At 33.8% G+C, this 14297-nt stretch carries 12 protein-coding genes and 4 tRNA genes; 11 read left to right on the plus strand and 5 right to left on the minus strand.

Going from position 1 to position 14297, the window contains the following annotated elements; genetic code table 11:
- Together A9G37_RS13535 and manD are read right to left on the minus strand one after the other, a co-directional pair.
- On the minus strand, positions 1 to 165 hold a 165-nt coding region (locus A9G37_RS13535), incomplete at its 3' end, for a helix-turn-helix domain-containing protein (RefSeq protein WP_141671002.1).
- Between the two features lie 302 nt (positions 166 to 467).
- Complete coding sequence (gene manD, locus A9G37_RS05705; protein WP_065574895.1) at positions 468 to 1682, minus strand: D-mannonate dehydratase ManD; 1215 nt, start codon at positions 1680 to 1682, stop codon at positions 468 to 470.
- A gap of 294 nt (positions 1683 to 1976) precedes the next feature.
- Between manD and A9G37_RS05710 the strand changes: the two genes are divergently transcribed.
- Positions 1977 to 2552, plus strand: coding sequence for an anthranilate synthase component II (locus A9G37_RS05710; protein WP_065560347.1), 576 nt, complete (start codon positions 1977 to 1979; stop codon positions 2550 to 2552).
- Position 2553: 1 nt separating this feature from the next.
- Positions 2554 to 4311: an aminodeoxychorismate synthase component I gene (pabB, locus tag A9G37_RS05715; protein ID WP_176701873.1), complete on the plus strand. Its 1758-nt coding sequence runs from the start codon at positions 2554 to 2556 to the stop codon at positions 4309 to 4311.
- Positions 4312 to 4355: 44 nt separating this feature from the next.
- Here the strand turns inward: pabB and A9G37_RS05720 are convergent, their stop codons facing one another.
- From A9G37_RS05720 to A9G37_RS05730, 3 genes are read right to left on the minus strand one after another with little or no spacing between them, the layout of a single operon-like run.
- A complete protein-coding gene (locus A9G37_RS05720) occupies positions 4356 to 4943 on the minus strand; it encodes a PqiC family protein (RefSeq protein ID WP_080702350.1) in 588 nt (195 codons plus the stop codon).
- Positions 4940 to 6577, minus strand: a complete 1638-nt coding sequence (gene pqiB / locus A9G37_RS05725; protein ID WP_034913215.1) for an intermembrane transport protein PqiB — start codon at positions 6575 to 6577, stop codon at positions 4940 to 4942. Before pqiB ends, A9G37_RS05720 begins: the two co-directional genes overlap by 4 nt.
- A 15-nt stretch (positions 6578 to 6592) precedes the next feature.
- The gene (locus A9G37_RS05730) at positions 6593 to 7837 is read right to left on the minus strand and encodes a PqiA/YebS family transporter subunit (protein WP_034913211.1); all 1245 of its coding nucleotides are present in this window, start codon (positions 7835 to 7837) and stop codon (positions 6593 to 6595) included.
- Positions 7838 to 8358: 521 nt separating this feature from the next.
- Between A9G37_RS05730 and recA the strand changes: the two genes are divergently transcribed.
- The 9 genes from recA to A9G37_RS05775 all read left to right on the plus strand — a co-directional run.
- Positions 8359 to 9405 (plus strand): recombinase RecA, encoded by a 1047-nt coding sequence (recA, locus tag A9G37_RS05735; RefSeq protein WP_065574897.1) that lies wholly within the window; start codon positions 8359 to 8361, stop codon positions 9403 to 9405.
- Positions 9398 to 9904 carry a regulatory protein RecX gene (locus A9G37_RS05740; protein WP_176701874.1) on the plus strand — a complete coding sequence of 169 codons (507 nt, stop codon included), beginning with the start codon at positions 9398 to 9400 and terminating at the stop codon, positions 9902 to 9904. The genes recA and A9G37_RS05740 overlap by 8 nt, the downstream gene beginning before the upstream one ends.
- A 204-nt stretch (positions 9905 to 10108) precedes the next feature.
- Entirely contained in the window at positions 10109 to 12742 is a 2634-nt protein-coding gene (gene alaS, locus A9G37_RS05745) for an alanine--tRNA ligase (protein WP_065574899.1), read from the plus strand.
- Between the two features lie 132 nt (positions 12743 to 12874).
- Positions 12875 to 13075, plus strand: a complete 201-nt coding sequence (gene csrA / locus A9G37_RS05750; protein ID WP_034913196.1) for a carbon storage regulator CsrA — start codon at positions 12875 to 12877, stop codon at positions 13073 to 13075.
- Between the two features lie 123 nt (positions 13076 to 13198).
- A tRNA-Ser gene (locus A9G37_RS05755) sits at positions 13199 to 13291 on the plus strand.
- A gap of 18 nt (positions 13292 to 13309) precedes the next feature.
- Positions 13310 to 13386 (plus strand) — tRNA-Arg (locus A9G37_RS05760).
- A 19-nt stretch (positions 13387 to 13405) separates the two neighbouring features.
- Positions 13406 to 13482 (plus strand) — tRNA-Arg (locus A9G37_RS05765).
- A gap of 20 nt (positions 13483 to 13502) precedes the next feature.
- Positions 13503 to 13579, plus strand: a tRNA-Arg gene (locus tag A9G37_RS05770).
- Between the two features lie 540 nt (positions 13580 to 14119).
- Positions 14120 to 14297 (plus strand): transposase (locus A9G37_RS05775; RefSeq protein ID WP_065569283.1); only part of this gene is annotated, 178 nt, incomplete at its 3' end.

Raw genomic sequence — 14297 nt, forward strand, 5'->3', positions numbered from 1 at the left:
ATGTGCTTGATAGGCTTGATTAGGTTTTGAGTTTCTTTTTATCTCTCGACTTATTGTCGAAGGATGTCTATTGAGTAGCTGGGCTATCTCTTTTTTATTCTTTCCGGCTTGTAATAATACGAAAATTTGGTATCTTTCCTTCCTAGAAAGGTGATTATAATACATAGCAATCTCCAAACTGTGGTGGTGCGAAGGTGCTAGTATAAATCACCTTTCTACTTTCTTCACTCCACCGTGTTTAAAATTGCACTTCATGTTTGAATCCAGGTATTGCTTTTGAATATATATAATAAAAACAATACATTTATATCTAAACTAGAATTGTTATATCTATTAAGAGATAAGTCTTAATAGATATTGTTTTATCTTTTTGATAAAATTTATTTTTTATCTATCATTAAGGTGATATACACCATTTATTACAAACTTACTTTTTATGATTAATAAAAAGCATTACATTCCATCTATTACCAATTCCACAACGTACCATCTTCTAAACGAGCAACAGGTAAATAAGCTGGGTTGTAGGGATATTTTTCAGCAAGTTTTTCGTCAAAATCGATACCTAGTCCTGGTTTGTCACTTGGGTGCATGTAACCATCTGTAAAGATCCAATTTGGTGAAAAAACTTCTAGCATTTGCTGTGAATACCCCATAAATTCTTGCACGCCAAAATTAGGTACCCACATATCGAAATGTAGTGCTGCAGCATGGCAGATTGGGGATAAATCAGAGGGTCCGTGAGATCCTGTTCTCACTTGATAAAGAGCTGCAAAATCAGCAATACGGCGCATATGGGTAATACCACCTGCATGAGTAATCGTGGTTCGTATATAATCAATTAATTGCTCTTCAATCAGTTGTTTGCAATCCCAAATGCTATTGAACACTTCACCGACTGCAATTGGTGTAACAGTATGTTGACGAATTAAACGAAAACATTCTTGATTTTCAGCAGGTGTTGGATCTTCCATCCAAAATAGACGATAATCTTCTATGCTTTTTCCAAAACGAGCGGCTTCGATAGGCGTTAGGCGATGATGCATGTCATGCAGCAAATGCTCATTAAAACCAAATTTACTCCGCACTGCATCAAACAGTTTAGGCATAAAATCAAGATACTTCTCGGTTGCCCAATATTGTTCTTCAGGATAATTCCCTCTTGTTGCAGGTTCATAAGCAAGGTTTTTGCCTTTGCTTTGACCGTAGGTGGTTTTCATACCCGGTACACCACACTGTACTCGAATGGCTTTAAAGCCCATTTCCTTATGTTTGTCGTAATCATCTAATGCTTCTTCAATATCTTTACCTGTAGTATGGCAATACACCATTACGCCTGTACGCGAAGCACCGCCCAACAATTGATAAAGAGGCATATTGGCCAATTTACCTTTAATATCCCAAAGCGCCATATCTATCGCCGAAATAGCCGACATGGTGACAGGACCTCGGCGCCAATAAGCACCTTTATAGAAATATTGGAAGATATTTTCAATTTGATTAGGATCTCGCCCTATAAGTTGTGGGCAAAGATGATCTTTTAGATAAGAAGCAACTGATAGCTCACGCCCATTTAGGGTTGCATCTCCTAAACCGTATACCCCTTCATCGGTAGTAATTTTTAATGTGACAAAGTTTCTTCCTGGGCTACATACAAATACTTCTGCTTTTACTATTTTCATTAAAAACCTCTTTTGTAAATTTAAGCATGATAAAAATAACGATATAAATACTACCATACAAGTATTATTATATATCTTTGTGAGATTTATCACAGAAAAAGAGAATTTTTGTTAAAAAGTTTCAGGTAACACTATGTTTCAGTATAAAAAAGGAAATAAAAAGATAGCAAACTGGCAATCATATCTGTTTTTAACTGTATTAACGGTATAATGGCTCTGGATATGACTGGAATTTGGCTGTTATAAATTCCAATGGTTTTAAAACAATACGCTATGTAATTAATGGACTCTATTTTGATATTATTAATAGATAATTATGATTCTTTTACTTTCAATATTCACAATTATTTGTGTCAAGTTGGCGCAGAAGTTAAAGTGATTAAAAATGACGAAATGACAATTGAACAAATAAAAGAGCTTAGCTTTTCTAAGATTATCATTTCGCCTGGTCCAGGCTCCCCTACCGATGCTGGAATATCACTTGCAACTATTGCCGAATTTAGTCATATTTGCCCAATATTGGGAGTTTGTTTAGGGCACCAAGCGATTGCTCAATATTATGGTTATAAGATCATCAAAGCACCAACACCTATGCATGGAAAAGTCGATGAGATAACGCACGATGGTCAAGGCGTGTTTAAAGGGATCAAAAGCCCTCTTTCGGTTGTTCGTTATCATTCATTAATTGCTTGTGATAATCCTTTACCTAAAGACTCTCAATTAATTGTAACAGCTCGAAACAATCAAGGATTGATTATGGGACTACGTCACAAAAAGTTACCCATCGAGTCAGTCCAATTTCACCCTGAAGCAATTAAAACCGAATTTGGTTTACAAATGATTGATAATTTTGTCCATGAGCAATACTAAAATGAAAATTCATATCGACTTTGAAGGTCAACATAAATATTTTTGCAACCCTATCGCCATTTTAAAGTCTGATGATTATTCAACAATCAAACAACAATTTGATTCAATCGAAAAATTCACACAACAAGGCTATTATGCGGTTGGATATCTCGCTTATGAAAGCGCAATGGGGTTCAATAGTGAAAATAAAACAAAACAGAATTATGATTTGCCGCTATTGATATTTGGTATTTTTGATAAATTTTCTATCATTGAGCAAAAACATGTAGAAATAAGTGATTACTCTCCACCAAATTTTGATTTGATGAGCGATACATCAATTGAGGAATATAATCAAAAAATTAACTTTATTCGATCTCAAATTGAATCAGGCAATACTTATCAAACCAACTATACAATTCAATTTACTACTCCATTTAATGAAAGTGCTATTAATTATTACCACTTTCTACAAAAGAACAATCAAGCCGACTATTGCGCTTATATTGAGTTTGACGATTATTGTATTTTATCAATTTCGCCAGAATTATTTTTTAAGTTAGAAAATAAAATTATTACAACAAAACCAATGAAAGGAACAACTGCGCGCGGTTTAAATAATCACCAAGATAAACAACAATTAGAATTATTATTCTCTGAAAAAAACCAAGCTGAAAATATGATGATTGTTGATTTATTACGTAATGATTTAAGTCGGGTTGCAAAGGCAGGATCAGTTACAGTTCCTAAATTATTTTCAGCCGAAAAATATCCAACCGTTTGGCAATTGACTTCTATGATTCAAGGTGAATTGAAAGAACATGTTAATTTATATCATATTTTTCAAGCACTATTTCCTTGCGGATCAATAACTGGAGCGCCTAAAACCAGTACAATGCAAATTATTGCAGATATTGAAAACTCACCACGTGGAGTTTACTGCGGGACAATTGGATATATTGAACCATATATGAACAAAGCTATATTCAATATCCCAATTCGGACTTTAACCATACACAATCAACAAATGCATTATGGTGTTGGCGGTGGGATCACTTGGGATTCAACCTCACAAGATGAATATAATGAGATTTTAGCTAAAACAGCAATTTTAACTCGTACCACTTCTTTTCCCAAATATATCATTGAATCATTATTGTTTGAAAAAGGACAATTTTTCTTATTAGAAGAACATTTAAGTAGACTTTCTCAATCAGCTGATTATTTTGATTTTAACTATGATATCAATGCAATTAAGTTGCAACTTATTAAGTTGGCAAATGCAACTAATAAAAATATTGGAAATATCTATAAAGTCAGAATTTTACTGCAAAAAAATGGGCTATATACCATTAGCGAGAATACAATTAACTCGCCAATGCAGATCAATGAAATCGAATTTGCAAAGCAGTGCGTTCATAACCAAAACGTATATTTGTATCATAAAACGTCTAATCGGGAGCATTTTCCTAATTTAATTACAGGAAAAGAATATATTAATTTTAACCAACACAATGAAATAACTGAATTTGTTAACGGTAACCTCGCATTGCGGATTAATGATCAATGGATTACCCCTAAAAAAGAATCGGGGTTACTAGCTGGCACCATGAGACAATTTTATTTAGATCACAATCAATTGTTAGAAAAAACGATTTTAAAAGATGACCTTTTAAAAGCCGATAAAATCGCATTTATCAATAGTGTTCGTAAATGGATAGAAATTGATGACAAGGTTTTTAGTCAGTTCAAACGATCATTAAGATCAATTACCGTTTAAATTCAAATATTCCGCCAACATTATGGCGGAATATTATTATGACATTAAAGTTTTATTGAGTTTGCAAAGTCTAGTTCTTCATCCTGCCAACCTTTAGATAGCGCATTAACTAAAGCATCATATCCATTACTTGCTAAAGGAACATAGCGTTCAAATGGTTTGCTTTCAATATTATTTTTACTATCAGTAACAACCCACCGTCCTTTAATCACCGCATCACCAGTATAGCTTCCATGAAACCCATCAATAAATAACTTTACCGTCAATGTTGGCGTTGTAATTGATCTGCTAGAGACTAAATAATTTGGTAACATGACCGTTAAATCTTGCGTCAATCGTTCTTGCAATTGCTGAGATAGTGTTGATGCCCATAAATGATGCGTTGCTGTTTCATATTTGATATTATCAGTTTGTAATACAATACCTGGTTTATTTAAAAAACTCACCACATCTACCGACTCAATCCAAATAAAATATTTGGTAGTTTTTATTTTTTGCGATACTGAACTCTGTAAATTACTAGTTAGTTGAAAATAGCTTTTACTTGGGTTGTTAGCTGAACAACCGACTAATATTGCAAGTAATGGCATAAATATGATTGTAAGTAGCTTTTTATATATTTTGTTCATCATTTTTTACCTTTTGCTTTAGGCTCTTGATCTTTCTTCGCTGAAGCAGAAAAAATCAGTGCATTGCTCTTATCATTGAGAGTATTAAGTAATGGCGTTAATTCATCCATCATCTGTTGCACTTTTTGTAAACTCTCTTTCATTTGGTTATTTAGTTCAGAGCCAGGTTGTAATTCTTTCATTGTTTCATTTAATGATCGTAATGTCTTTTGCAGATCTTTTGGCATATTTTGCATCTCTTTACTTGCCATAATCTGATTTAATGATTTCATTAACTGTTCGCTTGAAGCTAGTGATTGATTAAACTGTGATAGTGTGTTGTTAAGTGGCAAATTATTAAAATTGTCAAGTAACTGCATAATTTTTGCCTGAATTTGCGCAATTCCTGTCGAAGTCGCCTCAATTGTATCGTAACCAAACTGCTTCGCTAGTTGTGGATCATACTTATTTTTTAACTCAGGATAAAAATCAAGATCTATATATAGCGCACCAGTGAACATATTTGAAGTTTTTAATGACGCTCTTAACCCATTTTTTTGTTCTTTCATTATCAAAGCGGCAATATCGATTCTCTCATCAACCAGTTCCGATAAACGATCAGGCTCTATCCTAATTAATATCGGCACTCTTTTATTTAAAATTGATGTTTTATCTAACATTTCAGCGGTATAAAATGGTACTTTAGATACTGTTCCTAATCTAATACCATGATATTCAACTGGTACTCCCTCTGTTAACCCTGATATAGAGTCTGAAAGCATAATAAGGAATTCTTTATATTCAGTATACTGTGAATCTTGGATAGATTTTTTATCTTCATATAATGTATAAACTGCATTTTGCTCAGCAGGTGCACCTAATTTGGAGCCTTCAGGTAAATCAAAACTAATTCCTCCAGACATTAATACATCCAGAGAAGGAACATCTAGGCTTGCCCCTCGAGATGAAAGCGTTAAATTGATACCACCTTCTTTCCAAAATCGTACATTTTGTGTTACTAACACATCATAAGGCTTAGTAATAAAAATTTGATATTTCATCTTACGCGATTCAACATCAAATTCCGAAGTTTCCACATTACCTACACGATAACCATGAAACATAATAGATGCACCTCGAGGAATCACACCATTTTGCTCGCTTTCTAAATTTAGTCGAATGCCTTTGATACTAGGATCAGACAACGGAGGCGTATCAGAAAGCACAAAAGGTTTATTTTGAAAACTGTGAGTATCGTTCCCTGCGGCTAATTCTATATAGACACCCGATAAAATAGTACCTAATCCCGTTACCCCATCACGACCAATTTCTGGCTTGACGACCCAAAAAATCGAATCATTTTTCAGTAATGGCGTCATCTCATTATAAATACGGCCTTTTATAACCACTTGCTGGTAGTCATCAGATAATGTCACTTCATCAACTATACCGACATCAACACTGCGGTTTTTAATTACCGTTTTACCAGCAACAATACCGTTTGCGTCTTTCGCTAGTAATGTGAACGAAGTACCTCTATCAGCATAATGAGAGTAGATTATCCAAAGACCAACAATTGCAGTAACAATAGGAATAATCCATATTGCTGAAATAGCTCTAATTTTAATTATTTTTGCCAATTTACTTGATGTAGCCATATTGTTCCTATTAATCTATTTTCTATTTTGCGGACGATCCCAAATTAAACGAGGATCAAATTTTTGTGATGCAATCATTGTGATAATAACGACAGTTGCAAAGAATGTAACGCCAATATCTGGGTAAACACCCATCATTTGCTGATTTCTCACTAAAGAACAAACGACAGAAACAACAAATATATCTATCATTGACCATTTACCAATAAACTCAACTGCACTATATAATTTTTTCATTTTTAAACAATTATTCTTATTTTTTCGTTTTACTGCTAATGCAAAATAACAAAGCCAACTTAGTGAAATAATTTTTAAAATTGGTATAACAACACTAGCGAGAAAAATAACAAGAGCAACAGGTATATCACCCGCTTGCCACATATAAATAACTCCATCCATGATATTTGAAGTTGATGCCGACCCCAAAACAACGGTTATCATAATCCCAAACAAATTAGCAGGAATATAAAGAATTAATGAAGTAATCAACAAAGCAATAGTCCATTGTATTTTATCACGATCTCTAATTTTACTTTTTTGTTTACATCGAGGGCATTTTTCATAATTTATGGGTAATATAGCCTGACAACAATTACATAATTTTAGATTTTGGCTAATTCCTGTTTTTCCAACTTTCAATGTATTAACAGCAAAGTTATTACGATGAATTTCGTTCCAAATTACTTCTGGCGAGAAAATAACTAAAGATTTTATATAAAAAAAGACAAATAGACAAAATGCCCAAAACGTACCAGTAACTCCAATACTGCCATAACTCATTAATTTAACAAAGCTGACCAAAACACCAGTAAGAAAAATTTCTGGCATACACCAATGTTGAAATTTTTCATAAACAATAAGTAGATCGCGTTTGCGATATTTTGTTAATTGAATTCTGGAGCAAAGCAGGACGATAATTAATAAATTAAATATAGGGAAAAGTAAAACAAATAAAATAAAAAGCGCTGAAACATAGCTATATTTATCAAAATAAAGGGTCTTAGGAATATCTAATACACTAACGCCAATATAATTTCCTACAATTCGGATATCAATAAAGACAAAGCCGCAGGCGACAATAATCATGATTAATGAACAAGTAGCATACATAGCAGCTCTAAACTTCATATTGCTACTATTTTTAGCTAATGTAGTATTACAGCGTGGGCAAACAGCTTTATGCCCTACTGTTATATCAGCTAATTCTATGACCAAATCACAGTGTGAGCATAAAACATAATGTTGTTTATCAATGGCCATTATTTTCCTTTATTTCGATATATTTTTTAACCTGAATAAATATTTCAGATTAATATAACATTTAAGTATAAAACTAATGAGTTATTATTAAATAATTTCTTGAGAAACAAATATTTTAATGAATAAAAGTTGGTTATGTTAGCTTCAAAGCTAATCATATCAAATGACATTTTTTTATGAAAGTATTACTAAATTAAATTAGTGGGTTTTGATTATTATCAAATATAATCTTTATAAAATGCGTTATTCTTTTCATTATACAAAAATAATCAATATTAATTTAGATTTAATAAAAATTTAAAATTATAAAATTAACATAATATTTCAATAAATTTATTCTTGAATATCGATATTTCATCACCATTTGTTAGTTTCAGTTATTACATCAAATAAATTATTCATAAAAATTTGTGAAGTAATTTCCAATATTAACTAAATAGTTGTTGTGTATAAAAAAAACTTGATACTGTATAACAATACAGTATAATATTACCAATCCTAACTCATTGGAATTTTATAATATGAACGAAAACAAACAACGTGCACTTTCTGCTGCATTAAGTCAAATCGAAAAACAATTTGGTAAAGGTTCAATTATGCGTTTAGGGGATACCCAAACGTTAGATGTAGATGCTGTATCTACAGGTTCTTTAGGGCTTGATATTGCACTAGGTATCGGTGGTTTACCAATGGGGCGAATTGTTGAAATATTTGGACCAGAATCATCTGGTAAAACAACACTTACCTTATCGGTGATAGCACAAGCTCAAAAAGAAGGTAAAACTTGTGCATTTATTGATGCTGAACATGCACTCGATCCAATTTATGCGGCTAAACTAGGCGTTCAGGTTGACGACTTATTAGTTTCTCAACCTGATACAGGGGAACAAGCTCTTGAAATTTGTGACGCTTTGGTTCGTTCTGGTGCTGTTGATGTTATTATTGTCGACTCAGTCGCAGCATTAACTCCAAAAGCTGAAATTGAAGGTGAAATGGGCGATTCTCATATGGGATTACAAGCTCGCTTAATGTCACAAGCATTACGTAAACTAACTGCGAATATCAAAAATGCAAATTGTTTAGTTGTATTTATTAACCAAATTCGAATGAAAATTGGTGTTATGTTTGGTAGCCCAGAAACAACAACCGGCGGTAATGCACTAAAATTCTATGCTTCTGTTCGCCTTGATATTCGTCGCACAGGTTCTGTGAAAGAAGGCGAAGATATTATTGGTAGTGATACTCGAGTTAAAGTGGTTAAAAATAAAGTTGCAGCACCTTTTAGACAAGCAGAATTCCAGATTCTCTATGGTTGTGGTATTTCCAAAGAAGGCGAATTGATTGACTTAGGGGTTAAACATAAGTTAGTCGATAAAGCTGGTGCATGGTATAGCTACAACGGCGAAAAAGTTGGGCAAGGTAAAGCTAACTCAATTAAGTTTTTGCAAGAACATCCTGAAATCGCAAAAGAGCTCGAAACAAAACTACGTGATTTATTACTAAATAGCCCTGCAGATTTTACAGCCCCTGAAGACGATATTTCATTAGAGAATGACAGCATTGAATAATGAAAAAAAACTCAATAAATCAATCCTAAATAAAGCTGTGCAATTACTTGCACAGCGCGATCACTCTTCGTATGAACTAAGCCAAAAAATGATATTCTTTTTTGCAAAGAAGCAACAAAATACAGAAGAAGAATATCATGACCAATTGACTAAACTAAAAATTGAAATACAAGATGTGATTGAACATTGTATTAATCAAAATTGGATAAATGAGGCCCATTATATTGAAAATTATATTGTTATGCGTGCCAATAAAGGCTACGGAAAGTATAAAATTGCAATGGAACTCAAACAACGGGGGTTATCTGTTGACTTAAGCCGTCAGTTATTGCAGGCCTCTAATATAAACTGGGGAAACCTTGCATATAAGCAATTATTGAAAAAGTCAAAACAAATCAAATTTAAAAATAACAATAAAAAACAAAAAGTTATTCAGTTTTTAGTTGCTAGAGGTTATACACAAGATGATATTAAAGCTGCTTACGATTTGTTGACTTAAATAATTATAATATCTAGAATACAAAGCATATAATTTAAAGCCTATTACAAATAAAACTCATTAATTCTTTTTTATTTTATCCCTATTTACTTGTAATAAATATTAGTTAGCTCCACTCCAATTTAGGAAGATTTACTTTTCAACTTTAGTTGTAACGGGTATATTACTATGTTTAAAAATCTATCGTTTTATATGGAAGCATAAATGAAAAGTACTGCAGAAATTCGTCAAAATTTTCTTGACTTTTTCCGTGGCAAAGGACATGAAGTTGTCGCAAGTAGTTCCCTTGTTCCACACAATGATCCAACACTATTATTTACTAATGCTGGAATGAATCAATTTAAAGATTTATTCCTTGGTGTTGATAAGCGTTCTTACACTAGAGCAACAACATCGCAACGTTGCGTCCGTGCTGGTGGTAAACATAATGATTTAGATAATGTTGGTTATACTGCTCGACACCATACATTTTTTGAGATGTTAGGAAACTTTAGTTTTGGTGACTACTTTAAACATGATGCAATACATTTTGCATGGGAATTATTGACCAGCAAAGAGTGGTTTAACCTACCTAAAGAGAAGTTAACCGTTACCGTTTATGAGACAGATGACGAAGCATATGCAATATGGGAAAAAGAAATCGGAATCCCTAAAGAACGTATAATTCGTATTGGTGATAATAAAGGTGCTCCATATGCCTCAGATAACTTTTGGCAGATGGGTGATACTGGCCCTTGTGGTCCTTGTACCGAAATTTTCTATGATCATGGTGATCATATTTGGGGAGGACCTCCTGGTAGCGCAGAAGAAGATGGTGACAGATTTATAGAAATTTGGAATATTGTCTTTATGCAATTTAACCGCCATCCTGATGGCACAATGGAACCATTACCTAAGCCATCTGTGGATACTGGTATGGGACTAGAACGTATTGCTGCAGTGTTACAACACGTCAACTCTAATTATGAAATAGACCTGTTTAAGAAATTAATTAATGATGCAGCTAACGTTATTCAGACTAAAGATTTAGAAAATAAATCGCTACGCGTTATTGCCGACCATATCCGCTCTTGTGCGTTCCTAATTTCAGATGGCGTATTACCTTCAAACGAAGGGCGAGGCTATGTACTACGACGCATTATTCGACGCGCAGTGCGTCATGGGCATATGCTAGGAGCAAAAGACATTTTCTTTTATAAACTAGTTAAACCATTAATTGATGTGATGGGAAGCGCAGCGGTTGAATTAGAAAAAAATCGAAAACTAGTCGAAAATGCACTTAAAATTGAAGAAGAACAATTTTTAAAGACTCTTGAACGAGGATTATCTTTATTAGATCAGGAATTAACCAAAATAACGGGGAAAGTTTTACCTGGAGATATCGCATTTAAACTTTATGATACTTATGGTTTTCCATTAGATCTAACGGCTGATGTATGTCGTGAAAAAAACATCACTATCGATGAAAATGGCTTTAACCAATGCATGGAAGAGCAACGAAAGCGAGCCCGCGAATCAAGCTCATTTAATGTTGATTATAGTAATGTTATCAAGCTTGATGATAAAACTGAATTTTTAGGTTACCAAGCAACAGAATCATCAGGAAAAGTTATTGCTATATTTAAAAACGGCCAAAAAGTCGAAAATATTCACGCTGGCGATGAAGCTATTGTCGTTTTAGACAAAACACCATTTTATGGAGAGTCTGGTGGCCAAATTGGTGACAAAGGCTTACTAACTGCGGCTAATCTTGAATTTAATGTTTTTGATAGCCAAAAATATGGTCAAAGTATTGGCCATTTAGGTCAAATTATAAAAGGCTCGTTAAAAGTTGGTGATAATGTCACTGCTGCTATTGATGTTGAGTTGCGTGAACGTATTCGACGTAATCACTCAGCTACGCATCTATTGCAAGCGGCTTTACAACGTATTTTAGGTAACCATGTTCACCAAAAAGGGTCTTTAGTTAATGATAGCTATCTGCGTTTTGACTTTTCACATAATCAAGCCATTACGCCAGAACAAATTATTGAAATAGAGAACTTAGTAAATCAACAGATTCGTCGTAATTTACCAGTAGATATTGAGCTAATGCCAATTGATAAGGCTAAAGATAAAGGCGCGATGGCTTTATTTGGTGAAAAATATGAAGATATCGTTAGAGTTCTGACAATGGGCGATTTCTCAATTGAACTTTGTGGAGGTACTCACATAGATAGAACTGGTGATATAGGGTTATTTAAAATAATATCAGAATCAAGCATTGCCTCTGGTGTGCGCCGTATTGAGGCAACCTCAGGGCAAAATGCAATGGATTTGATACATAATGAATCCAATTTACTAACTCAAATTGGACAACTAGCTAAAAGTGATAAATCTGTAGTTTTGACACGCATTGAGCAATTAATCGATCAAACTAAACAGCTTGAAAGAACAATTGAACAACTAAAAGCACAGAAAGCCAGCCAAGAAAGTGCACAATTACTTAATCAATGTGAAAAAATCAATGATAAACATTTACTAATTGCTAAACTTGATAATGTTGAAGCAAAATTATTACGAACTATGATTGATGATCTAAAAAATCAATTAAAGACAGGTGTAATAATTTTAGCCGCCGTCAATGATGATAAAATCAATTTAGCTGCAGGTGTAACCAATGACTTAGTCAATATAGTTAAGGCAGGAGATTTGGTTTCCCAATTAGCATTAAAAGTAGGCGGTAAAGGGGGTGGGCGACCTGATTTCGCTCAAGCAGGTGGAATGGATCTCTCGGCATTACCAGAAGCGTTATCTTCTGTGAAAAAGGAAATCAGTAATAAATTACAAGCAAATTAGCCAGATAGACTCAAAATATTTGTTAATTGAATATTAGAGTTTTTCTGTAAAATCCCGTCTTATTGATGGGGGCTGATAAAGCTATATATTAAAATTGTTTGGATATATACTTAACTGATATTAGGAGATCTAATGTTAATTTTAACTAGGAGAGTAGGTGAAACACTAATAATTGGTGATGATGTAGTTATTACCATCTTGGGCGTGAAGGGAAATCAAGTCAGAGTAGGTATTAATGCACCTAAAGAAGTTTCTATTCATAGGGAAGAAATATATAACAAAATTCATCAACCACAAGAAGCAAATGATGAAATACCTAAGTCCATAGGGTAATATTGGGCAGGAAATAAACAACTAGCACGCGTAAGCAAAAAAATGTTTGACTTATTTTTTGTAAAACGTAATATGTGCGCCACACATTATGATTTTGTTGTTCAAGCAAAGTCATAATGTCTTGGTGAGATGGCCGAGAGGCTGAAGGCGCTCCCCTGCTAAGGGAGTATGCGGTCAAAAGCTGCATCGAGGGTTCGAATCCCTCTCTCACCGCCATTAAATAAATTAAAATATGCATCCGTAGCTCAGCTGGATAGAGTACCCGGCTACGAACCGGGCGGTCAGGGGTTCGAATCCCTTCGGATGCACCATTTTAAATAAATTCAAAACGCATCCGTAGCTCAGCTGGATAGAGTACCCGGCTACGAACCGGGCGGTCAGGGGTTCGAATCCCTTCGGATGCACCACTTTTTTAACGAACTTACACGCATCCGTAGCTCAGCTGGATAGAGCACTCGGCTTCGAACCGAGCGGTCAGGGGTTCGAATCCCTTCGGGTGCACCATTTACCACTTGCGAACACTTTATCAGTTATAGCAATAATTAAAAAATAAAAACTTATCTTATTATATCCAGAATCAAAAACAGTTAAGAACTACTCATCACACCACTTTGTACGTTTATTTGTATATTTTGGGAATTTTAATAGCACATAGTTAAAACTAATGTAGAAAATTACGCTGCTTGCTTTCGTGTTTTATATTCAATAGGCGCCACGTTATTTAATGTCTCATAAAGTCTTTCAGTATTATAAATGGAGAGCTAATTTTCAGTTATTCTTTTTGTTTACTATTGGTTGTTAAAAAGATATAAATCTAACACTCTGTTTTAGTAAGTACGATTAGATTGTTAAATATAACCAATTAGATATGCATTATCAGACTCAATATAATCAATAGTAATACCATATGATTTTTCACAATAGATAAATACTTTTTCTAATTCTAATCCATTATCTACCCGTATTTTGAGTGTGTAACTCTCCCCTAAAATAGTACAGCAAAAAAGTAGAAAATTCTCTATGATAAAAGTAAAAGGGGATTTAATGATGAAAAAAATGACTGAACATCAAATCGTCGCTATTTTAAAAGAAGCTGAAGCAGGTATTCCTGTCAAGGAACTCTGCCGTAAATATGGCATGGGTAATTCAACTTTTTATAAATGGCGGGAAAAATACGGCGGCATGGAAACTTCGGATATCAAACGCTTAAAAGAGCTGGAGG

Source organism: Gilliamella sp. GillExp13 (assembly GCF_001690815.1).
GTDB classification, from domain to species: domain Bacteria; phylum Pseudomonadota; class Gammaproteobacteria; order Enterobacterales; family Orbaceae; genus Gilliamella; species Gilliamella bombi.